General features: G+C 37.6%; 24 protein-coding genes. 22 read left to right on the plus strand and 2 right to left on the minus strand.

What is annotated here, in order from left to right; all coding sequences use genetic code 11:
- Positions 1-49 precede the first annotated feature (49 nt).
- Positions 50-1,240: an ornithine--oxo-acid transaminase gene (locus TEPIRE1_RS04815; RefSeq protein ID WP_013778038.1), complete on the minus strand. Its 1,191-nt coding sequence runs from the start codon at positions 1,238-1,240 to the stop codon at positions 50-52.
- A 358-nt stretch (positions 1,241-1,598) separates the two neighbouring features.
- Here TEPIRE1_RS04815 and TEPIRE1_RS04820 point away from each other — a divergent pair, with 358 nt between their 5' ends.
- Together TEPIRE1_RS04820 and TEPIRE1_RS04825 are read left to right on the plus strand one after the other, a co-directional pair.
- Positions 1,599-2,957 (plus strand): MATE family efflux transporter, encoded by a 1,359-nt coding sequence (locus TEPIRE1_RS04820; protein WP_013778039.1) that lies wholly within the window; start codon positions 1,599-1,601, stop codon positions 2,955-2,957.
- Positions 2,958-3,082: 125 nt separating this feature from the next.
- Positions 3,083-4,039: a ubiquitin-like domain-containing protein gene (locus TEPIRE1_RS04825; protein WP_013778040.1), complete on the plus strand. Its 957-nt coding sequence runs from the start codon at positions 3,083-3,085 to the stop codon at positions 4,037-4,039.
- A 97-nt stretch (positions 4,040-4,136) separates the two neighbouring features.
- Here the strand turns inward: TEPIRE1_RS04825 and TEPIRE1_RS04830 are convergent, their stop codons facing one another.
- On the minus strand, positions 4,137-5,384 hold the full coding sequence (locus TEPIRE1_RS04830; RefSeq protein WP_013778041.1) for a D-alanyl-D-alanine carboxypeptidase family protein: 1,248 nt from the start codon (positions 5,382-5,384) through the stop codon (positions 4,137-4,139).
- A 184-nt stretch (positions 5,385-5,568) separates the two neighbouring features.
- Between TEPIRE1_RS04830 and TEPIRE1_RS04835 the strand changes: the two genes are divergently transcribed.
- The 20 genes from TEPIRE1_RS04835 to TEPIRE1_RS04930 all read left to right on the plus strand — a co-directional run bounded on the left by TEPIRE1_RS04835 (position 5,569) and on the right by TEPIRE1_RS04930 (position 24,922).
- Complete coding sequence (locus TEPIRE1_RS04835) at positions 5,569-5,991, plus strand: DUF2138 family protein (RefSeq protein ID WP_013778042.1); 423 nt, start codon at positions 5,569-5,571, stop codon at positions 5,989-5,991.
- Positions 5,988-6,692 (plus strand): YetF domain-containing protein, encoded by a 705-nt coding sequence (locus tag TEPIRE1_RS04840; protein WP_013778043.1) that lies wholly within the window; start codon positions 5,988-5,990, stop codon positions 6,690-6,692. The genes TEPIRE1_RS04835 and TEPIRE1_RS04840 overlap by 4 nt, the downstream gene beginning before the upstream one ends.
- A gap of 28 nt (positions 6,693-6,720) precedes the next feature.
- Positions 6,721-6,951, plus strand: coding sequence for a hypothetical protein (locus tag TEPIRE1_RS04845; protein WP_015295196.1), 231 nt, complete (start codon positions 6,721-6,723; stop codon positions 6,949-6,951).
- A 188-nt stretch (positions 6,952-7,139) separates the two neighbouring features.
- Positions 7,140-7,382, plus strand: coding sequence for a (2Fe-2S) ferredoxin domain-containing protein (locus TEPIRE1_RS04850; RefSeq protein ID WP_013778045.1), 243 nt, complete (start codon positions 7,140-7,142; stop codon positions 7,380-7,382).
- A 3-nt stretch (positions 7,383-7,385) separates the two neighbouring features.
- Positions 7,386-9,107 carry a [Fe-Fe] hydrogenase large subunit C-terminal domain-containing protein gene (locus TEPIRE1_RS04855; RefSeq protein ID WP_013778046.1) on the plus strand — a complete coding sequence of 574 codons (1,722 nt, stop codon included), beginning with the start codon at positions 7,386-7,388 and terminating at the stop codon, positions 9,105-9,107.
- Positions 9,108-9,109: 2 nt separating this feature from the next.
- Positions 9,110-10,279 carry a SpoIIE family protein phosphatase gene (locus TEPIRE1_RS04860; protein WP_013778047.1) on the plus strand — a complete coding sequence of 390 codons (1,170 nt, stop codon included), beginning with the start codon at positions 9,110-9,112 and terminating at the stop codon, positions 10,277-10,279.
- 430 nt (positions 10,280-10,709) lie between these two features.
- Positions 10,710-12,968 carry a DEAD/DEAH box helicase gene (locus TEPIRE1_RS04865; RefSeq protein ID WP_013778048.1) on the plus strand — a complete coding sequence of 753 codons (2,259 nt, stop codon included), beginning with the start codon at positions 10,710-10,712 and terminating at the stop codon, positions 12,966-12,968.
- A complete protein-coding gene (locus TEPIRE1_RS04870; protein ID WP_013778049.1) occupies positions 12,965-14,239 on the plus strand; it encodes a ribonuclease H-like domain-containing protein in 1,275 nt (424 codons plus the stop codon). Before TEPIRE1_RS04865 ends, TEPIRE1_RS04870 begins: the two co-directional genes overlap by 4 nt.
- Positions 14,240-14,310: 71 nt before the next feature.
- Positions 14,311-14,832: a ferredoxin domain-containing protein gene (locus TEPIRE1_RS04875; RefSeq protein WP_013778050.1), complete on the plus strand. Its 522-nt coding sequence runs from the start codon at positions 14,311-14,313 to the stop codon at positions 14,830-14,832.
- 273 nt (positions 14,833-15,105) lie between these two features.
- Positions 15,106-15,963 carry a phosphate ABC transporter substrate-binding protein gene (locus TEPIRE1_RS04880; protein ID WP_013778051.1) on the plus strand — a complete coding sequence of 286 codons (858 nt, stop codon included), beginning with the start codon at positions 15,106-15,108 and terminating at the stop codon, positions 15,961-15,963.
- 120 nt (positions 15,964-16,083) lie between these two features.
- Positions 16,084-16,950 carry a phosphate ABC transporter permease subunit PstC gene (gene pstC / locus TEPIRE1_RS04885; RefSeq protein WP_013778052.1) on the plus strand — a complete coding sequence of 289 codons (867 nt, stop codon included), beginning with the start codon at positions 16,084-16,086 and terminating at the stop codon, positions 16,948-16,950.
- A complete protein-coding gene (pstA, locus tag TEPIRE1_RS04890) occupies positions 16,947-17,783 on the plus strand; it encodes a phosphate ABC transporter permease PstA (protein WP_013778053.1) in 837 nt (278 codons plus the stop codon). Before pstC ends, pstA begins: the two co-directional genes overlap by 4 nt.
- 91 nt (positions 17,784-17,874) lie before the next feature.
- Positions 17,875-18,594, plus strand: a complete 720-nt coding sequence (locus TEPIRE1_RS04895) for a response regulator (RefSeq protein ID WP_013778054.1) — start codon at positions 17,875-17,877, stop codon at positions 18,592-18,594.
- On the plus strand, positions 18,591-20,342 hold the full coding sequence (gene pnpS, locus TEPIRE1_RS04900; protein ID WP_023211436.1) for a two-component system histidine kinase PnpS: 1,752 nt from the start codon (positions 18,591-18,593) through the stop codon (positions 20,340-20,342). Before TEPIRE1_RS04895 ends, pnpS begins: the two co-directional genes overlap by 4 nt.
- Before the next feature lie 33 nt (positions 20,343-20,375).
- Positions 20,376-21,131 carry a phosphate ABC transporter ATP-binding protein PstB gene (pstB, locus tag TEPIRE1_RS04905; RefSeq protein ID WP_013778056.1) on the plus strand — a complete coding sequence of 252 codons (756 nt, stop codon included), beginning with the start codon at positions 20,376-20,378 and terminating at the stop codon, positions 21,129-21,131.
- Positions 21,132-21,166: 35 nt separating this feature from the next.
- Complete coding sequence (gene phoU, locus TEPIRE1_RS04910) at positions 21,167-21,829, plus strand: phosphate signaling complex protein PhoU (protein ID WP_013778057.1); 663 nt, start codon at positions 21,167-21,169, stop codon at positions 21,827-21,829.
- A 92-nt stretch (positions 21,830-21,921) separates the two neighbouring features.
- On the plus strand, positions 21,922-22,569 hold the full coding sequence (fsa, locus tag TEPIRE1_RS04915; RefSeq protein WP_013778058.1) for a fructose-6-phosphate aldolase: 648 nt from the start codon (positions 21,922-21,924) through the stop codon (positions 22,567-22,569).
- A 288-nt stretch (positions 22,570-22,857) separates the two neighbouring features.
- Positions 22,858-23,226, plus strand: coding sequence for a PTS glucitol/sorbitol transporter subunit IIA (locus TEPIRE1_RS04920; protein WP_013778059.1), 369 nt, complete (start codon positions 22,858-22,860; stop codon positions 23,224-23,226).
- A 34-nt stretch (positions 23,227-23,260) separates the two neighbouring features.
- Complete coding sequence (locus tag TEPIRE1_RS04925; protein WP_013778060.1) at positions 23,261-24,556, plus strand: NAD(P)H-dependent oxidoreductase; 1,296 nt, start codon at positions 23,261-23,263, stop codon at positions 24,554-24,556.
- Positions 24,557-24,601: 45 nt separating this feature from the next.
- Positions 24,602-24,922, plus strand: a complete 321-nt coding sequence (locus tag TEPIRE1_RS04930; protein ID WP_013778061.1) for a hypothetical protein — start codon at positions 24,602-24,604, stop codon at positions 24,920-24,922.
- The last annotated feature ends 6 nt before the right edge of the window (positions 24,923-24,928 follow it).

Consider the following 24,928-nt stretch of genomic DNA (forward strand, 5'->3'; position numbering starts at 1 on the left):
AACAAAGAAGAAGGTAACTTCCATGTATGGAGTTACCTTCTTTTTGATTTTAGCCTAAAACTGATTTTATTTTTTCCATTGCCCAATCAATTTCTTCTTTTGTAATAATTAGTGGTGGAGCAAAGCGGATAACGGCAGCGTGGGTGTCTTTGCAGAGAAGTCCTTTTTTCATCAAAGCTTCACAGTATGGTCGAGCTTCTTCTGTCAATTCAACACCTATAAGCAGACCTTTACCGCGAATGTCTTTTATAATCGGGTTTTTGATTTCCTTGAGCTTTTCTTGAAAATATTCGCCCATTTTTAAGGAGCGTTCAACAAGATTTTCTTCTTCTATAACCTCCAGCGCTGCTATAGCACATGCACAAGCCAAGGGGTTTCCTCCAAAAGTAGAGCCGTGGGAGCCTGGCTCAAAAAGACCAAGGATTTCTTTGTCTGCCACAACGGCAGAAACAGGCGCTACACCACCGCCAAGGGCCTTACCCAGTATATAGATGTCAGGCACAACGTTTTCCCAATCACAAGCAAACATTTTTCCGGTGCGTCCCAAACCGGTTTGAATTTCATCGGCGATAAAAAGCACGTTATTTTGTTTACATAAATCATATGCATCTTTTAAATATCCATCATACGGCACATTTATTCCCGCTTCACCCTGAATGGGCTCCAAAAGGAAAGCGGCAGTATTTGGCGTGATAGCCGATTTAAGTGCGTCGATGTCACCATAAGGGATAATTTTAAAACCGGGGGTAAATGGGCCAAAACCTCTCTTATAATCCTCTTCTGAAGAAAAAGAGATTATAGTTGTAGTGCGGCCGTGAAAATTATCCTCACATACGATAATTTCTGCCGAATTTTCGGGCAATTTCTTCACATCATAGGCCCAGCGCCGAGCAGCTTTTATTGCCGTTTCTACAGCTTCTGCGCCTGTATTCATTGGAAGTACCATATCTTTACCGGCAAGATTGGCGACCTTTTGACAGAATGGCCCGAACTTATCATTGTGGAAGGCCCTAGATGTCAGTGTTACCTTATCAGCCTGTTCTTTAAGCACGGATATTATTTTTGGATGGCAATGGCCCTGACCTACTGCTGAGTATGCGCTGAGCATATCCATGTATTTGTTGCCATCCAAATCTTCAACCCAAACTCCTTTAGCCTTACACACAACTACCGGTAATGGATTGTAATTGTGGGCACTGTACTTTTCTGTAATCTCAATTATTTTTTCACTTTTAGACATTAAAAAGCCTCCTTGTTTATTTTTATAAAATATTATGCATAATTATTAAAGTTTCTGCACAACAAAATATATATCAATGAAAGTTAAGAACGATGAAAAAGTGCACAGTGTCAAGATTTACCCATAATAATCAGAAAAAATCAATATATCAAAGGATGTATATATATACAATATATTAATTAATATATCCCTTTATAGACTGGTTGTCAACAGTAAAATCATAAAATAACATCTATATTAAAGAAATGTTTTCAAGTATAATACTTCTATAGTAAGTAATTTTCTACAGTATATAAAACAAAGTAAGATAATTATTTATAGCAGCATATTAATAATTATGACAATGTGAGGTAAATCTATGGAGATATTCAACAATGATGTACAAAACAAGACTTCGCTTAATCGAATCATATTCAGATTAGCTATGCCGGCTATTTTGGAAAATATATTACATACTGCTGTATGGATGTTTGACACAGCCATGGTAGGAAGGTTGAGTGCTGAAGCACTTAGTGCAGTCGGATTTGGTTCACAACTGGCTTTTACATTGGTAAATATAATTGGAGCTATGGGGATTGGAACTTCGGCACTGGTAGCTCGCCATGTCGGTGCGGACCAGCCCGAAAAAGCGAATAAGGTTATTGCTCAATCTTTTTTGATTTCAGTAACTGTAAGTATTGTGTTAATGGTAATTAACATTTTATTAGCAAGACCATTTTTTTCTTTAACCATGAAAGACCCTGAAGTTATTTCACTGGGAATTACTTATGTAAAGATAGTTTCTTTCGGTATTATTTTTCTTATACCAACAATGGTTTTAAATGCTGCTCTAAGGGGTGCCGGTAATACGCGGCTTCCGATGCTGTCCGCATTGGTGGCAAATACGATAAATATAGTTGGCGATTATGTATTGATTTTTGGTTATTTTGGTTTTCCCAGAATGGAAATAAAGGGTGCTGCATTAGCTACAGTGTTATCACAAATAGTGGGCGGTATAATAACCTTTAGTTATTTATTATTAGGAAAAGACATAGTTAAGTTGAATCTTAAGCAAGCTGTAAAAATTGATATTGATGTAGTAAAGCAGCTTTCCAAGTTGAGCTTGCCTTCATGTTTAGAAGAATTTTCCCATAGTGGCAGCCGACTTATTTCTTCCATCTGGATAACGCGCATGGGAACTGTGCCTTTTGCAGCTCACCAGGTAGCTGTGAGCGCAGAATCTATGTCATTTATGCCCGGATATGGTTTTTCGGTGGCAGCTTCAACACTAACAGGACAGTGTCTTGGTGCAGAACGCCCCGATGAAGCTGAAAAAAGTGCCTTAGTTGCTATGAAATTAGCACTAATTTTGATGGGCGGTGTCGGCTTGCTTTTTCTACTATTTTCCCATCAATTAATGAGTTTATTTACCAATATTGATGAAGTCAAAAATATAGCAGCTGCTTGTATAAGGATTGCAGCATTTGAACAGCCTACACTTGCAATTTCCATGGTTATGGCGGGAGCATTACGTGGAGCCGGAGATACTCGAGGCACTTTTAAGGTAGGTATTATAGGAACATGGCTGGTTCGTTTGCCACTTATATTCATGATAGTATTTGTATTTAAAAAACCGATAGTCTATGTTTGGATGGCAACTGTGGTCCAGTTTGTTGTAGAAGCATTTTTTATGTTTTTAAGATTTAAAAAGAATAATTGGAAGAAAATCAAAATTTGACAACCTATGTATACTTTTGATATAAGTATTATATAATATATAAAGAGAAAGAATTAAATGGTAAAAGGCTCTTTAAATGGTAGTAAAAACCTTTTAAAAGACCTTTTACAAAGAGGGGGAATTTTGTGTTTTCGCTGAAAGCCCGATGGGCTATTGCATCCGGTATTGCAGTAATAGTTTTCACCGGAGCAGTTGTTTGTGCCACTTTGGAAAAAGAGGTGATTATTAGAGAGAAGGATAAAACGGTTGAGGTTTCAACTTTTGCTAAAACCGTAAAAGAGCTGCTCGCTAATGAGAATATAGTCTTAGAACCTGAAGATGTGGTGATGCCAAGCCTTGATACAAAATTGACGGAAGGCATGCAGATAACGATAAAAAGGGCTTTTCCGGTAAAGATTGCTGTTGATGGCAAGGAAGTGACAGTAAAAACCCAACCTAATGCTGTAGTAAATCTTTTGGCAAAGGCCGAAATCAGCCTTAATGAAAAAGATAAAGTTCAACCGTCTCTTTGTGAATTTGTATCAGAAAGCGGAGAAATAACCATAACTAGAGTCGAGCAAAGAGTTACAACTGAGGTTAAAACAATACCGTTTGAGGTTGTATCAAGGAAGGACTTTAATTTACCCCTTGGTGAGAAAAAAGTGATCCAAGAGGGAGAAGAAGGTCAGGAAGAAGTAAAAACAATAGAAGTAATTGAAGATGGTAAAGTTGTTTCAACATCAACACAATCAAATGTATTAAAAGCACCCAAGCCTCAGATAGTACTTACAGGAACAGTGCAATTGGCATCGCGTGGAGGCGTAGATTTTTCCTATACTGAAAAACGCCGAATGTTGGCTACAGCCTATACTCATACAGGAAACCGAACTGCTACTGGTACAACGCCAAGAGTGGGAGTGGCAGCTGTAGATCCAAAGGTTATCCCGTTGGGAACTAGAGTTTACGTGGATGGTTATGGTTTCGCACGGGCTGAGGATACGGGAGGAGCCATAAAAGGTGAAAAGATAGACTTGTTTTTCAACACAAGTGAAGAAACAAAGCGCTTTGGAAGGCGCTGGGTAACAGTATATGTTTTAAAATAAAAAAACAGCAAAAGTTGAAGCAATAATTAATATGCTTCCATTAAGATAGACAGTTAAAATAAAGAAACTGTTTATACTCTAAGTGGAAGCATATTTTTTATCTGTACCTTTTTACGTAAGAAGAAACATAGTGAACCCGCCTTTTATTTCTTTTGTACCGCCTTATGCCCACCATTATTCTAAAAGGTGTATATATAATAAGTAATAAGGAAACTATCCAAAACCACCAATATGTGTAGATCTTTCGTTTTACATCATTAGCGGCAATTAGATCAACGCTCCCAAGCTTTTCATTTCCTTGATAAAATATTACTTGCCCAAGAATTTCTCCTTTTATAACAGGGGCTTTTATATCCGGATTAATAACAACCTTTTGTGTGACATCTGGGCCGTTTTTTGGCAATACGGTAATAAATGAGGTGTTAGCAAGTAATCCGATTGAATCTCCATACTTAACCTTTTCTTCGGTTATTAATGTATTTTCGCTCAAAATATTTTTTCTTTCAAAATTTGTAAAACCATAGTCCAATAAGGCTGCACTGTCATGCCAAACATTAATGGCATCGGATTTCAATATAACCGAAATAAGCTGCCATCCATTTCGAGTTGCTGAAGCTACTAATGTAGAGCCGGCAGTACTGGTATATCCGGTCTTAACTCCGTCTGCTCCTTCATAATTCCATAGGAGTTTATTTAAATTTATAAGTTGTCTATCAGAGTCTTGAGCCTGCCAAGGGATTTCAGCATTTTTAGTTGATACGATTTTTCTAAATTCCGGCAGATTTAAAAGGGCATATCTGGATATAAGAGCTAAATCATAGGCAGTAGTCAAATGCCCTTTCGCAGGCAATCCGTTGGGGTTTACAAAGGTAGTATCTTTAGCTCCGATTTCGCGAGCTTTTTCATTCATCATTTCAACAAAGGCTTCAACACTTCCACCAATATGCTCTGCTATTGCGATTGCCGCATCATTGCCGGAGTTTAGCATCATACCATAGAGCATCTGCTCTAAAGTGAGCTGCTCCCCTTCTTCAAGGTAAATCCTTGTGCCATCTGCCAAGGTAGGTTGTTTGCCAGTTGTGACTACATCGGAAAGATTTCCTTTTTCAAGAGCCAAAATGGCTGTCATGATTTTTGTAGTACTGGCAGGTTCCATACGGGTATAAGCATTTTTTTCATATAGCACTTTTCCGGTTGAGGCATCTATCAATATTCCTGTCTCGCCTGATATAGACGGAAGAGATTCTGTTTGCTCCGCCCCGTTAGCAAAAGATATAGGTATCAAAAAACTAAATAAAAAAAGTACAACTGCTATTGATATTGTGTATGTATACTTTTGTCTCATATGTTTCACCTCGAAATATTGTTAAAATAAGTGCTCCTATTAATGCTAAAGTAGTTTCAATCAAAATTAAGTATATCAAATTAATCAATTTATTCCAACTGTATATTTATTGAAAATGCAGGTGCATAAAAACTGCTATAATCCTTAAAATAAATAAAAGAAACAAAGGGAAGGATAAAAAAACATGAAAAACCCGACTACGTTGGAATTTGCAGGTAATATGCTTGCATATAAAGATAATTTGAAATCCTTGACAGATTCTATAAGAGATGTAGAGAGTCAAGTTGATGACAATCTACAACAGGCATTGATTAAATCTTCAAGCCTTATAAAATTAAGTAAAGATATCAAAGAGATAGAACTTATGAGTCAGGCTTTAGTGGATTTGCCAAATGATTATAATCAATTATCTAAAAAAAAGCTTTTGATTTCACTGAGGCATATGGTATTTGAAAGTCAGTGTATGTTAATAAAGGAAGTGCAAAAATCACTGTTAAAGGCAGCCGAAGCTATGACAGACGCTGGAAATGGAATAACATTAATGTCTGATTTTAACATTATGATTAAAGCTCTTGATAAAATGAATGAAAAGGTGAAGAATACATGAGTATATTAAAAGATTTACTCCTGCATGCATATAAGTCCTTAATACTTTTTATGGTAAGTCTTACATTGGTAAGACTTATGGGTAAGCGAACAGTTGCTCAACTTTCACCATTTGACCTTGTGTTTATGATTATAATGGGATCCGCTATTGCAATACCACTGGAAGACCATGATATCAGGCTAACGCATGGCATTTTTCCTGTTGCTATTACATCCTTGCTAAACTATTTACTTGCCATCATAATTACTAAGAATCGCAAGGTGGAAAATATCTTACAGGGAACATCAAGAATTCTCATAAAAGATGGCGAAGTTGTGGTATCAAATTTAAAAAAAGAGCGAATTACAATCACAGATTTACTCGTTTTGCTCAGAGAAAAAGATGTGACTAACATCAATGAAGTTGAAGAAGCGGCCATAGAGCCTAATGGCAAATTAAGCGTTATAAAGAAAAAATATATGCAGACTGTAACTCCAAGGGATTTGGGTTTATGGTCAAATCAGGGGATTTTTCCGACTTTAGTAATAGATGGGGGTGAAGTGATTCAAGATAATTTAGATAGGGTTGGAGTGAGTATAGATTTAATGCTTAGGCAGTTAAACCAAAAAGGTATAGGAAGACTAAAAGAAGTGAAGTCTGCATGGATTGATGAAGATGGGAATTTGAGTATCGAAAGAGTGACGGAAACAACTTCTAAGTAGAGTCATGTATAGATTGGGGCGTAGTAATATGACCGATAACAGGAAAGGCTCATTAAGCAAAATAGATGTAAGTGCAAGTCAGATAAAAAAGGAATTCGGGGTGGACTTGTATCTGTTTTTGGATGCTGTGTCTTTAGGATTGAGAGATGATGAAATAGCGGATCTCATAGGCATTGATTTTGATAAGGTAAAAAAAATAAGAGAGCGTTTGGGAAATATTAGCAGTGAAATCGGTATAAACTTCAAAAAAAACATTTAAAGGTGATATAAAAGCAATAGCGTTACAGGTAACGAGGTGATTGTGAAATATTTGACAATACCTTTTTTTATTTATATAATAACTTTAGAGCAAATTCTGTTATCTGTAAATTGAAGTCTGAATAGTTTTATCAAATATGCAGGTAATTTCGCGTTATTAAAAAATTAAATGAATAGAGGGGAGAGTTTATGAGAGCTATAAGTGTATGTGTGGGCAGTTCGTGTCATTTAAAGGGGTCCTACGATATTATAAGGATTTTTAAAGAATTGATAAATGAGTATAATCTTGATAAGGAGTGGGAGCTAAAGGCCGAGTTTTGCTGTAACAACTGCCGCAATCCTGTTTCGGTCAGGATAGAAGATAGCAAGCCCTATTCAGTTGATGTAGATAGTGCTGAAGCTTTTTTTAAGGAGAAAATACTGGGGGCATAGCTGATGGAAGTAATTAACTTTTCCAGAGCAAATTGTAAAAATTGTTATAAATGCATAAGGGCATGTCCTGTAAAAGCAATCCGCATGAAAGATGACCAAGCGGAGATAGTCGATGAAAGGTGTATAACATGTGGCACATGCCTTACCATATGTCCGCAAAACGCTAAAACCGTTAAAAGCGATGTTCAAAGGGTAAAGCATTTACTTAAAAATGATAATGATATGGCTGTCAGCCTTGCACCCTCGTTTGCTGGAATTTTTTCCTTTCAGCATTATAGTCAAATAGTTTCAGCTTTAAAAAAACTTGGATTTTCGGCTGTATATCAAACTTCTGTAGGTGCCAGGCTTATTGCCAAAGATTATTTAAAGCATTACAACAACAGATCGAAGCCTAACTTAATCACTACCGCATGTCCTGCTATTAATTACTTAATTCAAAAATACTACCCGGAGCTTATTGAATGTTTAGTGCCGGTGGTATCTCCTATGGAGGCACATGGCAGATACTTAAAAAATATAAAGGGACATAAGGAAGTGGCTTTTATAGGCCCATGTCTTGCGAAAAAAGTGGAGATTCACGATGAAGGCAATTATGGTATTGATGCGGTATTAACCTTTGAAGAGCTTATGGCATGGTGGGAAGAAGAGGGAATTGACCCCATTTTAGAGTCTGTAAATGAGGTGGAAAACGGTTTTTGCGATGATGCCAATTTTTACCCGATACCGGGAGGCAGTTATAAAACCATTGAACCTTTTATACAAGATAAATGGCGTGAATTTATCGAGGTCAGCGGCAAGGAAAATTGTATTATGATGCTTGATGAGATAAAAAAGGGTGAATTTCATAGAACTTGGATAGAAATGAATGCCTGTGAAGGAGGATGTATTAACGGACCTGCTGTTGGCAGCATAAACAGAGGCCCTTTTAAGCGTATTAAATGTGTGAAAATATTTGCACGAAATAACAGCTCATGCGCAGAGCCGATGATGGTAGAACAAACAGATATTCAATTAGATTTTAAAAAGTCCTATAATCCAATGCCTTTGGAAATCAAAAAGCCCAGCGAAGAAGAAATAAAGCGCATATTAGAAACTACAGGGAAGTATAGGCCGGAACACGAATTAAATTGTGGTGTTTGCGGATATAATTCATGTCGGGAAAAGGCTGAAGCTGTATATAATGGTATGGCCGAAATTCATATGTGTATGCCTTACATGAGAAATCGAGCAGAATCCCTTTCGAATCTAATTATTGAATCAACACCGAATGCCATTATTGCAGTAAATATGGATATGAATGTTCAGGTATTCAACAATGGTGCTGAAAAAATGTTTAAAATTAGCAGTACTGACATTATCCATAAACCTTTAAGTTTGCTGTTTGATGATGATGATTTTAAATATGTAAGTAAAACAAAACAAAATATTATAAACAAAAAAGTGTATTTACCTATGTATGAGTTGATAACTCAACAAGATATATATTATGAAAAAGAACATTCATTGATAATAGGTATAATCACGGATATAACAGCTCAACAACAAATCCAAGAAAGAAGCATAAAGCTGCGCAAGGAAACTGTGGAAACCGCTCAGCAGGTCATAGAAAAGCAGATGAGAGTAGCTCAGGAAATTGCAAGTGTTTTAGGTGAAACCACGGCCGAAACAAAAGTTTTGTTAAATAAGATACAGCGGCTTTTAATTGATGAGATTCCGGGTGAATAATAATGGAAGTAAGAACGGAATTGTATTGGGAAAGTAATAATAAATATGGTGAAGAGCTTTGCGGCGATAAGGTAGAGGCAGTGCAAAGCGTTGAAGAAACTATTATGGTAATGGCCGATGGCTTAGGCAGCGGAGTCAAGGCAAATATCCTTGCGACGCTGACAAGTAAAATAGCCGTGACGATGTTGAAGCAAGGATCTAGTATCGAAGAAACGGTTAAGACTATAATGGCTACATTGCCTATCTGCAAGGTGCGAAAAATCGCCTATTCTACATTTACCATTATAAGAGTAGATTCATTTGGGAATTGCTATATTGCCGAATATGGCAATCCTCCGGTAGTCCTTTTAAGAGAAGGTAGTGTTATAAAACTTAACGGAACAGTAAGGAAGATAGAGGGAAAAGAAGTAAGGGAACACCGTTTGAAGGTTCAAAGAGATGATATTTTTATAGTTATGAGCGACGGTGTCGTACATGCGGGAATAGGTGGTATATTAAATCTCGGATGGCAATGGGAGAATATAGCTCAATATATCGAAAAAGTATCAAAAGTTGAACACACTTTAGGAGGTCTTGTTAAATTACTCTCTACAGCCACCATGAATTTTTACATGGACAAAGCCGGAGATGATGCAACAGTTGCAGCACTAAAAATCATTGCCCCACAATTTGTAACAGTATTTACCGGGCCGCCTCAAAAGCCTGATGATGATGAAAAGGTAATTGCTCATTTAATGCGAAAGCCCGGGAAAAAGGTGGTATGCGGAGGGACCGCAGCTCAGATTGCAGCACGTGTTCTAGGCAGAGAAATAGAAACATCTACAGAATTCATAGATCCTGAGATACCTCCTATTGCACATATCAAAGGGATAGACCTTGTGACTGAAGGTGTTCTGACTTTGGCTCGTACAAGAGAGCTTATTATGAGGTATTTTGACCCTTGTGCCCAATATAAGGAACTTCGCCAACTGGAACAAAAAGATGGTGCTTCAAGGCTTGCGAGGATTCTCGTAGATGCCACGGATGTTATTTTTCTTTTAGGCAGGGCTATAAATCCTGCACATCAAAATCCTGATTTTCCTAAAAATCTTTCCATAAAGCTAAATGTAGTAAGAGAATTGGCAGAGATATTAGAAAAAATGGGCAAACATATAGAGATTATTTACTATTAATTGATTCTAGTGTAAAAACTTCATTTTTAATTTAGTTATCAAAATACAATTTACTAATTTAATTGCTAACATACAATTTATGAATGATTCTTATGAACGGTTCTAATATTAAAATCCTATTTTCTTAAACTCATGGTCAACATACAGCGTGCCTTGTTATAATCAAAACCAATATGTTGACATTTCTAGTTCAAATTAACTTTTTGCAATGGAATAATGGATTAGTTATCAATATATGATTTACTAATTCAATTATCCATATCCGGTAGGGGCGGTCATCGACCGCCCATTTTTTATAATATATTACTTTGCAGATTAAAACTAATTTACATTCACATCGGTTTCTTATACTAGATTTATCACATGCTGCTTTTTTTCAGTATTTTGGTATGTTATAATAAAGGACGAAGCTGTGGATGGGAGGCATTAAATGAATCTAGAACAGGTAATGGATCAGTTAAAAACCCAAGAGCGTTTTGCCAAAAACATAACATGTTGGAAAGTTATTCCTGAAAAACACGGTGAATATGAAGATTTTCCCGAATATTTGAACCCGAAACTAGTTTCGGCTTTGAAAAAAAAGGGCATATACAGGCTTTATTCTCACCAGAGAAAAGCACTTGACGAAGTAACGGCAAAAAACAATATTACGGTAGTGACTCCTACAGCTTCGGGTAAGTCACTTTGCTATAATCTTCCGGTGCTCAATGATCTTCTTGCCGATAAAAATTCCCGTGCTATATATCTGTTTCCAACAAAAGCCCTATCTCAAGACCAAGTATCAGAACTTATGAATCTGGTCAATGTGATGGGTGAAAATATCAAGACATTTACCTATGATGGCGATACTCCCGTTAATGCCAGGGTAGCTATCAGGAAAGACGGCCATATAGTTGTTACAAATCCTGATATGCTTCATACAGGTATTTTGCCACATCACACCAAGTGGATGAAACTTTTTTCCAACCTGAAATATGTAGTGATTGATGAGATACATATGTATAGAGGAATATTTGGCAGCCATACCGCAAATGTCCTGCGAAGACTCAAGCGAATATGCAGGTTTTACGGTTCGGATCCTATTTTTATTTGCTGTTCGGCTACCATAGCCAACCCTAGGGAACTTGCAGAAAAAATAACCGAAACGCCCATGGTATTAATTGACCATAACGGTGCTCCATCTGGTGAAAAAAATATCATCTTTTATAACCCTCCTGTAGTAAATCGACAGCTGGGCATCAGACGCAGCAGTTTGCTTGAAGCCAAAACGCTTGCTTTAACTTTTTTAAAAAATAAGATTCAAACAATAATCTTTGCCCGCAGCCGCTTGGCGGTAGAGGTGCTGCTTACATACTTGCGCGATGAGATGAAAAGCATTCCCGGCGGAATGAACTTGGTAAAAGGATATCGCGGTGGCTATCTTCCAAAAGAACGTAGAGAGATTGAAAAAGGTCTTAGGGATGGGGAAATTTTTGGAGTGGTCAGCACAAATGCCTTAGAACTGGGCGTAGATATAGGCAATTTGGATGCGAGTATTATAACCGGTTATCCAGGCTCAGTGGCAAGCACCTGGCAGCAGACCGGCCGAGCAGGTCGAAGAAATTCGCTGTCTGCTTCAATTCTCGTAGCTTCCAGCAGCCCATTGGACCAGTTTATAATCAATCATCCTGAGTATTTCTTTGAGGCTTCGCCGGAACATGGTTTGATTAACCCGAACAATCTTTATATTCTCGTAAGTCATATAAAATGTGCCGCATTTGAATTACCTTTTGCTGACGGTGAAACTTTCGGCAAGGAAAACATATATGAGATTTTGGATTTTTTAGAAGGAGAAAGAATTCTGCGTCATGTGGGAGGCCGCTGGCACTGGATGGCTGAATCGTTTCCTGCTGAAGAAGTAAGTCTTAGAAGTGCATCGGCGGAAAATTTCGTGATAATAGATATCACCAAAGATGCTAAAGTTATAGGGGAAGTAGATCAAAGTAGTGCCCCGATGATGATTCACGAAGAGGCAATATATATTCATGCGGGTCAGCAATATCAGGTGGAAAAGTTAGATTATGAAGAAAAAAAGGCCTATGTTCGAAAAGTTGATGCAGATTATTATACTGATGCAAATCTTGCTGTAGAAATTAAGGTTTTGGATGTGTTTAGAGAAAAGACCGTAGATAATGGCCAAAACTATGTAGGAGAAGTAATGGTTACTAGTTTGGCTACAATGTTTAAGAAGATAAAGTTTTTTACTCATGAAAACTTAGGTTTTGGTCATATACACCTGCCGCCTGAGGAGATGCATACGACTGCATATTGGCTTTCAATTCCCGAGAATATAAAGGAACTTTCTCGAGAGGAGATGGAATCAGGTCTTCTGGGATTATGCAATGTTATGGTGAATATTGCTCCTCTTTATTTAATGTGTGATCCCAAAGATATTCGGGGGGTTGTGCAAATCAAGTCGCCGTTTACACAAAAACCAACCATATATATTTACGATAATTTCCCCGGCGGTGTAGGTTTTTCCGAAAAACTCTATAATATGGAAGACCAGCTGTTAAAAGCGGCTCGACAGGTTATAATGGAATGCAACTGTGAGGATGGCTGTCCTTCATGTGTAGGGCCATATGATGAAGTTGGCTTTGGCAGTAAAAAGTTTGCTTTAAAAATCATTAAAGGGGTGCTTTCCGATTGAATCTTTCGGAAAAGTTAAGGGCATATGTATCTAATAAACAGGCAAGTGACAAGAGAAGCGATGTGCCAATTAAAACCAAGCCTTACTCAGAGATAAGTACATTACTTGGGGCAACAACAGTAAACACACCGCTTGGTGAGCACTTTGTAGTTGAAAAAAGTTATCCTGGTTCTCATATACACGGTGAAATTGAACTCAATGCCATATTTAATATTTCCGGGGAAATAGTAAAACTCATTGCTAAAAATTGTGCCTATAAAGATTTTGACTTTTCTCGAGCGATTTTCATTGACACAGAAACCACCGGCCTTGCCGGCGGTACGGGAACCATGGCTTTTTTGGCAGGAGTTGGTTTTTTTGAAGGCAGTAGTTTTAAAATTAAACAATATTTTATAAGCGATTATGACGAGGAGGCGGCAGCACTATATAGTTTAAGTGATTTGTTAAAAAATTTTGACAGCTTTGTAAGCTTTAACGGAAAATCATATGATATACCCCTTTTATCAACCCGCTATATGCTAAACCGCATGGAAAACCCGGTAGAAAAGACATTTCATCTTGACCTTCTGGCTGCTGCACGAAGGCTTTATAGAGAGCGATTGGAGAGTGTAAGCCTTTCATCGCTGGAGGAAAATCTTCTGTCACTTAGGCGTGAAGGTGATATACCCGGCTATGAAATTCCTTCAGTTTATTTCAGATTTTTGAGGGATAGAAATCCTAATTCTTTAAAGCCCATATTTTATCATAACCGCATGGATATTCTGTCTATGGTTTCACTAACAGTTAATATGGCAAAATCCTTTAAAACTCCTTTCGACTCAAAAACCTGTGTAAATCAAGATTATTACTGTTTAGGCAGAGTTTTTGAAGATATGGGCATGATTGAGCAGAGTATAAGATGTTATGAAATGGCCTTGGATGTGCCGGAAGTCCAAGAAAAATCATATAGGCAGCTCTCGCTGCTCTACAAGAGATTGAATTGTTGGGAGGATGCTGAAAATCTTTGGATTAAAATGGCTAAAGGTAATATAGATACCGTCTTTGCACTGGAAGAACTTGCCAAATATTATGAGCACAAACTTAAAGATTACGGTAAAGCTGCTCTTGCAACACAAAGGGCTTTAGAAATAATTTATAAGAAAAATACATTTATTGGATACACTTTAAAGGATGATATATGCCGGTTTAAGAAACGACTTGAGCGGATTGAATCCAAACAGGAAAAAAATAAATCATTATTTGAAAAAGTTAGCATTTTAAACAACAATTAGGAAAGTAAGAAGTCAAACTTTAATTTTATTTTATATACTGAAATGAATATTTATAAGGAGGCACTATTCTCATGAAAAATGCATTGAAAATGGCGGCTGAGTTCATGGCTTTATCTGCCAGAACCGCTCCTAAGACTGCAGGGAAAGACTATATCGAGGTCAAGGTTATAGATGACGAGGCTGAGCTTGTAAGGTTGGGAGAAGAGATGGCTGCCTATGGAGAAAAACACGGCAAACGAAATTATGACCGGGATGGACGAGGAATTGCAAGTTGCGGGGCTGTGCTGTTAGTTGCTGTAAAAAATGCGGCAACTGCCGGACTCAACTGCGGAGCATGCGGATATGACGATTGCACAAAACTTCCTAAACCCCACGATGGTGCTGAATTTGCAGGCCCGTTTTGCCCATGGAGATTTGTTGACTTGGGTATTGCGGTAGGCTCTGCCGTAAAGACCGCAAGCATGCTGAATGTAGATAACCGAATTATGTACCGCATCGGGGTTGTAGCTCGAAAGATGCAGCTTATAGAGGGTGATGTGGTGCTTGGAATTCCTTTGTCGGCTACTGGTAAAAACATATTTTTTGACAGATAGGATTTATGCCTTAAAAAATCCGAACTAAAAAATTTAATAAACATTATTAAAGAGCGACGGTGCACACCGTCGCTCTTTATATTTATAAATTCTTGATACTGATTTTCAATGAGGTAATTTCTGCTCTCAAAAGTTTTAAAGCTTGATAAGTTAAATTATTCAGCTTTACATATCCATAATAATATTTAACAATTCCTTAACATTGATATAAACTTCTCTTTTTATAATTATAGATGAGGTAAATAATTTTTTAGAATTAAAGGAGGAGAAAACATGTTAAGACATTATGTAAAATCTATTTTTACTTTGTTAATGTTATTAGCCTTATTAGTCTCGGCTGTTGGATGCGGCAGCAGCACAGATTCCCAACCTCAAGAACAGTATGATAATGATAACAATGCTGAACTTAGCGGTTCCATCCAAATAGCAGGTTCAACATCAGTTCAGCCGCTGTCGGAAGAGTTGGCTATGGAATTTATGAGCAAATATCCAAAAGTTAAGATTAATGTTGCAGGAGGCGGTTCCGGAGCCGGCATTAAAGCAGCTCAGGAAGGAACTGCGGATATCGGTGCATCTTCCCGTGAATTAAAACCTGAAGAAAAAAATGTAAAAGAATTTGTTATTGCAAAAGATGGTATTGCTGTAATAGTAAATCCGGAAAATCCAGTCAGCAACCTGACCATTGAGCAAATAAGGAGCATTTTTTCAGGTGAGGTGACAAATTGGAAGGATGTAGGCGGCAGTGATGCTTCAATAACTGTAGTCATACGTGAAGATGGTTCCGGAACAAGAGGTGCCTTTGAAGAAATAGTATTGGGTAAAGATGTAAAATTTACCGAGAAAGCCATTGTTCAGAATTCCACCGGTGCATTGAGAACAACGGTATCAACAACGCCTGATGCTATTGGATTTATATCGCTTGGCTCCCTAAATGATGAAGTAAAAGCGCTTCAAGTAGACGGTGTTAACATTTCAAAAGAAAATATTCTAAATAATTCTTATAAGCTGGCGAGGCCGTTTATCTATATGACCAAAGAAGAGCCAACAGGTTTGGTTAAAAGCTTTATTGATTTTGTTTTAAGCAGTGAAGGTCAAAAAATTGTTGAAAAAGACTTTATACCTGTAAATTAAGACATAACCTGAGTATACGCACAGACAGCAACAGGTCTTCTTAAAAAAAGACCTGTTTCTCATAAGCTCGATATTGTTCTGTGCTACTGCCCCATTTTAACAGAATAGGAGAAGCTTGGGATGCAAAAAATACTTTTTTTGTGTGCTGCTTTATCTATAGCGGCAGTCATTATGATATGCTTATTCGTTTTTATTGAAGGTTATCCGATAATACAAAAAGTTGGATTTTTTAACTTTGTTTTTGGTCAAAAGTGGAGTCCTTCAGAAGGCTTATACGGGATATTGCCGATGATTATGGGCACTTTTACTACTACATTGGGTGCAATAGTTCTCGGTGTGCCTCTTAGTATTTTTACGGCAATATTTTTAGTGGAATATGCACCAAAAAAAGTTAAAAAACTGATTAATCCTGCGATTGAGCTCTTGGCCGGAATTCCTTCCGTTATATACGGGCTTTTTGGCATGACTATGGTTGTTCCTATAATACGAGAATTTCAAAAAGCATGTTTTGGAATAAAACAATCACAGATTCAGTCGGGTTACAGCATACTGGCAGCTTCCATTATTTTATCCATAATGATTTCGCCTACTATTATAAACATCACTAGTGATGCTCTGAAATCCGTCGAACATGATTTGAAGGAGGGCTCATTAGCTTTAGGGGCAACTGATTGGCAGACTACTTGGCACATTATACTTCCGACGGCAAAATCAGGCATTATAGCCGGTGTAGTTTTAGGCATGGGAAGGGCTATCGGTGAGACCATGGCGGTGATAATGGTGGCAGGCAATACGGTAGGATTTCCTAAGTCAATATTCTCTCCCGTCCGAAGTTTGACCGGCAATATAGCTATCGAAATGGCTTATGCTGCTGCAGGCGATCACATGCAGGCATTGTTTGGAACGGGAATAGTGTTATTTATACTAATAATGGTCATAAACATATTTGCACTGAGAATATATGAAAAAGGAGTAAAGGTCAAATGAAGCCCAAAACTGCTGAAAAAGTTATAAAAGTCGTATTATGGCTAAGCGGTCTTTTGACATTTTCAATCCTTGCGACAATCCTTATTTACATTATTTCTCGCGGACTTAACAAAATCAACATAGAATTTTTAACACAGCTTCCACGTCGGATGGGTATGGAGGGAGGTATTTATCCTGCTATACTCGGAACATTTTATTTTACTGCGGTTACGATTTTCATTGCGGCACCTATGGGGATTGCTACTGCTGTATACTTAACTGAATATTCAAGACAAACTATCTGGGTAAAAGCCATACGTTTCGGAAATGATATGCTGTCGGCCGTTCCGTCTATAGTATTTGGCCTTTTTGGATTTGCATTATTTGTAGTGAAATTGAAGCCTATAACAGGCGGATGGTCAATTCTTTCCGGTGCGCTGACCGGTGTATTTATGATATTACCAATCTTAATAAGAGCAAGCGAGGAAGCTATAAAAGCCGTTCCTCAAGAATATAAGGAGGGAAGCCTTGCTTTAGGAGCAAGTAAAGAGCAGACAGTGGCTCATATAATTATCCCTGCAGCTATGCCCGGGATAATTACAGGTATTATTTTGGGGATAGGTCGAATAATAGGCGAAACAGCTGCCTTTCTTCTAACTCTCGGAGGGTCGGTACTGGTTCCACATTCAATTTTTGATCCTGCTCGAACATTAGCTATGCATATATATCTTACTGCAATGGAGGTTGGAGCATTGGATGCGGCTTTTGGAACGGCAGCAGTGCTGATAATTACTATATTAATATTAAATATGATTACTCATATAGTTTTAAGCAGATATTCAAGGCTTTCATAAAGATTATATAAAAGGATATTTTCAATTTCCACGAAATATGCTTATAATTGTAGTATGAAACATAATATAGTATATCTTTTGGAGGTATTCCATGGAAATTACCAAGAAGGCAATCTTAGTTGTTGATGACGAGAAAAATATCCGAGAATTAGTTAGGTTTAATCTTGAAAGCCGGGGCTATAAGGTAAAAGAAGCTATGGACGGCAAGGAAGCTTTAAGCATTGCAAGGACTGATGAACCGCTCTTGATTATTCTTGATCTTATGTTGCCTAAAATTGACGGATTGGAAGTGTGCCGTATTCTAAAGGGTGACCCATCTACCAAAAAAATCCCGATAATAATGCTTACGGCTCTGGGTGACGAAATTGATAAAATCGTTGGCCTAGAATTGGGAGCTGATGATTATATTACAAAACCGTTTAGCCCACGAGAGATGGTAGCAAGAGTGCGAGCAGTCATTCGACGCGTAGAAGACAGGAGAAAGCCTGAAGAGCCTGAGCATTCAGTAAACGAGTTTAATGATCTTGTTATTGATGAACAAAAACATGAAGTTTTGCTTAGCGGTTCAAGATTAGACCTTACATTAAAAGAATATGAGCTGCTAAAAGTTTTTGCTGCCAATCCTTTTAATGTATTTAGCCGTGAGCATCTGCTGGAGAAGGTATGGGGCTACGATTTTATGGGCGATACGCGCACTGTTGATGTTCATGTATGCAATTTGCGCAGAAAGTTAGAAGAAGCCGATGATAAAACAGGATATTACATTGAAACAGTTCGTGGTGTAGGTTATCGCTTCGGGTATAGGGAGTGAGTTTGTTGAGGCGAAATATTTTTATAACATATATGATCATCGTATTTATAAGTCTTTCTATGACCGGAGTTTTTACCGTAAGAGCAGTTGAACAATTTTTTACAAAGACTACTGAAGACATGCTTCTAACACATGCAAAAGTTCTGCGGACATTCTTAGCTTCCGAACTAGAACAGCAAGAAAGCCTTGATGAAACAGTGAGGGCATTGAGCAAAGATATTAATACCCGAATAACTATTGTAGATTTAAAGGGCGACGTGATTGCCGACACCGAAAAAAATCCAGAGGAACTGGAGAATCACAAAAATAGGCAAGAGATAAGGCAAGCATATATGGGTAAAATTGGGAAAAGTATACGTTATAGCAGTTCAGTAAAAACTATGATGATGTATGTCGCACTGCCTGTTCTGAAAAACGACGCAATTATTGCTGTCCTGCGTTTGTCTTTACCGCTTTCAAAAATTAATTATCTTTCTAAATCCATATGGGGAATTATTTTTTCTTCAACTATTGCAGGACTGATTATTGCTTTTTTTATGAGTACAGTCTTTTCAAAAAGAGTTACAAAACCTATGGAAGAAGTAACTCAAGCTGCTAAAGAGATGGCTCAAGGGAATTATGGCATGAAAATACCTGTCAGAGCTTCCGGAGAAATAAAAATACTTGCCGAGTCTTTTAATTGCATGTCAGATAATTTGCAAAAAACAATTAATGACTTAAAAGACGGAAGGGATAAGACTGAGGCAGTCTTAAGCAGCATGGCTGAAGGCCTAATTGCGGTGGACCATAACTGCCATATAGTTATGATGAATTCGGCGGCTGAAAAGCTTTTTAAAATAAAAAAAGACGAATTTTTGGGCAGACATCTCTTAGAAATGCTGAGAAATAAAGAGCTGTATGATTTGGTTAATACTGTTTTAACAACTTCTAAAAATCTAAGTCAGGAACTTAAAATTATTACATCAACAGAGAAAATATTTTATATAAATATCTCGCCGATAAATAAGATAGAAAACTCTGGAGCAGTGATAATACTAAGGGATATTACAGATTTAAGGAAATTAGAAAAAGTTAGGACAGAGTTTGTTGCAAATATATCCCATGAATTAAAGACACCGCTGACTTCTATTGCAGGTTTTGTTGAGACACTGCTGGATGGTGCGTATAAAAGCCAGGATCACTGTAAATATTTTTTAGGTATTATAAAACAAGAGACTGATCGAATGACGCGGCTGATTAATGAACTGCTTTACTTTTCTCATATAGAAAAAAATGGCACTGAGATTATTAAAAAACCGGTTGATATGATCGAAGTTATAATGAAAGCACTAAGTATTTTGCAAACGGCAATAAATGAGAAAAAACACAAAGTAAATCTAAAATTACCTGAGAATATCGCACATATCTTGAGTAATGAGGACAGCCTTCTTCAAATTATGATAAATCTTTTGGATAATGCAATAAAGTATACACCTGAGGGTGGCACAATTAGCATCATGGTTGAGGAAACTTTAGAAAATGTATTGATTACTGTTGCTGATAATGGCATCGGTATTGCCGAGGACGAGCTTGATCGGATATTCGAGCGTTTTTATAGGGTAGATCGGGCAAGGTCGGGTGAAATAGGTGGTACGGGGTTGGGGCTTGCTATGGTAAAACATCTGGTTAAAGGCTTGGAAGGTTGGATTAAAGTGGAAAGTGAGCTTGAGAAGGGAACTTCGTTTACCGTTTATATACCAAAGATTTAGTATGTATATTATTATTTAGCCGGGAGGATACCAATGGTAAATAAGTTTAAGGCAGAAAATCTCAATTTTTACTATGGAGAAAATCATGTACTTAAAAATATTAATATGGCTATACAAAGCAGTCAGGTGACTTCGCTGATAGGTCCTTCGGGCTGCGGTAAAACTACTTTTTTAAGGAATCTAAATCGCATGAACGATCTTATAGAGGAAGCTCGAGCTGAAGGCAGAATCTTTCTTGACAACGAGAATATTCTGTTGCCGACTACCGATGTTGTGGAATTGCGAAAAAGGGTAGGGATGGTGTTTCAAAAACCAAATCCTTTTCCTATGAACATATATGACAATATAGCTTATGGGCCCAGAATCCACGGTATACGAAATAAAACAGAAATTGACAATATTGTAGAGCGAAGCTTAAAGGCGGTGGGCCTGTGGAATGAAGTAAAGGATAGGCTGAAGGACTTAGCGTTAGGTCTATCCGGCGGTCAGCAGCAAAGGTTGTGTATAGCTCGAGTCCTTGCCGTTGAGCCTGAAGTACTATTGATGGATGAACCCTGCTCAGCCTTAGATCCAATTTCTACAATGAAGGTTGAAGAACTTATTTTAGATTTAAAGCAGCAGTATACTATAGTTGTAGTTACTCATAATATGCAGCAGGCCGCAAGAATTTCCGACTACACTGCTTTCTTTTTGAGCGGTGAACTGGTAGAACTTGGGCCTACCGTGGAAATGTTTCATACGCCTAAGGACAAACGCACGGAAGATTACATTACCGGAAGATTTGGCTAGAACTCAAAATAATAACTTGAGCGGAGGTATAAAAAATGTCAGCTCCCAGGCAGTGGTTTGATAAAGATTTAGATGAGCTTAATCAAGAGATATTGAAAATGGGAGGAATCATTGAGCAACAAATATATGATGCTGTCGAGTCTTTAATAAGCAAGGATTTAGGCTTGGCCGAAACCGTTATTAATCGAGATGACCAGGTAGACGAACTTCAACAAATAATAGAAGATAAGTGTATCAGACTTGTGATTCGACAGCAACCAATGGCTAAGGATATGCGTGCTGTTTTTGCCGGAATAAAATTGGTTACGGATTTGGAACGAATTTCGGATACGGCCGTAAACATTTCCAGAATTGCAAAACGAATTATTGATGAGCAGTATATAAAGCCGCTCATTGATATCCCTCGTATGGCAAAGGTTGCACAAGATATAGTAAGGGTTGCGCTAGATTCGTTTGTAAGAAGAGATATAAACATGGCAAAAAGTTTGTTTAATATGGAAGAGGAGATTGACCATCTCTATGCTCAGATTTTTAGGGAACTGCTTGTTATTATGATGGAAAATCCTAAGACTATATCTCAAGCCACGCAACTTTTAATGGTAGCAAGGCATTTAGAAAGAATAGGAGATCATAGCACCAATATCGGTGAAATGGTGGTTTACTTGGAAACCGGGAAAAGAATAAAATTAAATGATTAGGAATATGAGTATTTTGCTGGAACATTTTTAGAAAATAGTATAAAATAGTATAAACAGTATAAGTAGTATAAAGATAATGGGGGTTAAATTTAATGAAATTTTTTCTTGACACCGCTAATGTTGATGAGATCCGTGAAGCAGCCGCTACGGGGATTATTTGTGGCATTACCACAAACCCGACTTTGATAGCCAAAGAAGGCAGGGATTTTAAAGAAACTATTATAGAAATCACTTCAATAGTTGACGGTCCAATCAGTGCCGAGGTAATAAGCCTTGAAGCGGAGGGTATGGTCAGGGAAGCTGAGGATATAGCTGCTTGGCATCCAAATATCGTTATAAAAATACCAATGACATGGGAGGGACTCAAAGCAGTAAACGTACTTAGTAAAAAAAACATCAAGACAAATGTAACGCTGGTGTTTAATCCAAACCAGGCACTGGCAGCGGCACGAGCCGGAGCTACATATGTAAGTCCTTTCGTAGGAAGATTTACTGATATCACTCAAGACGGAATTGCTTTGGTTTCAGACATTGCCGAGATATTCAGCTTGCACGATATTTCAACACAAATTATTGCGGCCAGTATCAGGACACCTATGGATGTATTTGAGTCAGCCAGAGCCGGTGCAGATATTGCAACTGTTCCGTATAAAGTGCTTATGCAGATGATAAAACATCCACTGACAGATATTGGTATTGAGAGATTTCTGGCTGATTGGGAAAGTGTTCCAAAGAAATAAAATTATTTTAATATATTAGTATATTGTAAAAGAAACGGTCCAAAACGCTATATATTAGCATTGAACCGTTTCTTTAATTTATTTAATTCCAGATTTCTTACTCCAATTCAAACGTTTAGTATTATTTTGCTATGATATAATAACTTAATATGGTATAATAATTCACGTAGCATGAGCTGTGATGAGATGGTAAATATAAGTTAGCCGAAGCTGTTAACGAGGTTTTTAATAATATATTAAACCTGATTATATATTAGTTTAACTCATAGGAAAAGAAGGAGGCAATCTATGAAAAAATATGAAGTTACTGTAACAAATATCGGTGAAATGGCACAAAAGTTCTTTGGTCAAAAAATAATTGTGTTATTTTCAAAAAAAGAGATGCCGTTGGAAATGCAAGATATTTCTATAATGCACAGCGGCGGCGAGCTGGCAGAGGATGTTAAAACAGGTGACAAACTTTACCTTGGAAGCAGGGCCTACATTGTTACAGCTGTCGGAGAGAAAGCTAATAATAATTTAAGGTTAATGGGTCATGTATGTCTTAAATTTGATGGCAAGTCGACATCTGAAATGCCCGGCGATATTCATTTAAAGGGTAATGAGCCACTAGCCATAGATATAGGTGAAAAAATCATCATTGAAAATGCCCAGTAATCCGGCTATCAGATGATATAAGGAGTATATAACCATGCTAAATATAAATACAAGACTTAGAAAGCTTGACGAAAGCGGAGAAAAGATCAATGTCGGCCTTGTTGGTGTTGGTCAAATGGGTCGCGGAATTGTAACTCAGGTGTTAAAAATGAAAGGTATGAATATACCTATTATAGCCAACAGAACCGTAGATAAAGCAAAAGAAGCCCTTCGGGCCGCAGGCGTTGATTGTAAAGATATTTATGTAACCAATACTGTGTCTGAAGCTGAAAAAGCCATAAAAAGCGGTAAATATGTAGTAACTGAGGACTTTGAAGTTGTGGCAAAGGCTTTACCGGTGGATGTAGTTATTGAAGCTACAGGTGTACCGGAGGTAGGAGCTAATGCCGCTTTAAAAGCAATATATAATGGGAAACATATTGTTATGCTCAATGTAGAAACAGATGTGACGGTAGGACCGGTGCTTAAACAAATGGCAGATAGTGCAGGGGTCGTATATACTGTGTCTGCAGGAGATGAACCAGGTGCCATCAAAGAGCTTTATGACTTTGCGGATGCTGTAGGTTTTAATGTGGTTGCCGTAGGCAAAGGTAAAAATAATCCGCTAAATCGAGAGGCAAATCCCGATACAATGAGGCAAGAAGCCGATGCAAAGGGTATTAACCCGCGCATGCTCACGTCTTTTGTTGATGCCACAAATACAATGATTGAGTTGACTGCGGTATCTAATTCTACGGGTTTTGTTCCATCTCAGAGAGGTTTAATCGGACCTTATGCTACCTTAAAAGATATTCCAAAACTTTTTAGCTTAAAGGAGCAAGGCGGATTACTAGACAAGCATGGTGTAGTAGATTATGCATTTGGTATAGCTCCGGGAGTTTTTGTAGTTATTAATTCAGACTATCCGGTAACAAAGGAGATTATGTCTTATATTTCGATGGGTGATGGCCCCAATTATGTTTTATATAGGCCATACCATTTAGTGTGTATTGAAACACCGCTTTCGGCGGCCAGGGCATTTTTGTATGGTGAACCAACAATTTCTCCGGCAGGTGCACCGGTTTCGGAAACGGTTGCGGTAGCCAAGAAGGATTTAAAAGCAGGAGAGTCTTTGGACGGAATTGGTGGATACACGGTTTATGGTATTATTGATACGGCAGAAAATGCACGCAAGCAAAATGCACTTCCTATTGGCTTGATAAACGATAAGACGGTTCTTAAAACCGACGTAAAAAAGGGAGAAACCATATGTTATGATATGGTAAATTTAGATGATGACTCCATTGTTTTGCAGTTAAGGCGGATACAGGATAAATTTTTTAAAAATTAAGGTACAACTATAAAGGTCAAAAAGCAGTGAAACGAGGTGTATAAAATGACCTCAAAAATGAAAGCCGAACTTTTTTGCCTGCATTGCAACAAGGATACTCCACATACGGTTATATATGCAGGAAACACCTTAAAAAGTATAAAATGTTCAAACTGCGGCAGCGAAATTGAAATTAGACGAGACAAACTCATTGAAAATTATGCTGTGGATTTTATCGAGCGTATTTTTACAAAACCGTACCGAATGACTCGAGAACTAGAGCAAGACTTGACCAAGTTCATATTGTCGCTTCCCATTAGGATAATAACAAAACCTTATCGAATTGCAAAAGAGATGGGTGAAATAATTAAAGAAGAGCAGGATTGACATAGG

The sequence above is a fragment of the Tepidanaerobacter acetatoxydans Re1 genome, from assembly GCF_000328765.2.
Lineage (GTDB): Bacteria > Bacillota > Thermosediminibacteria > Thermosediminibacterales > Tepidanaerobacteraceae > Tepidanaerobacter > Tepidanaerobacter acetatoxydans.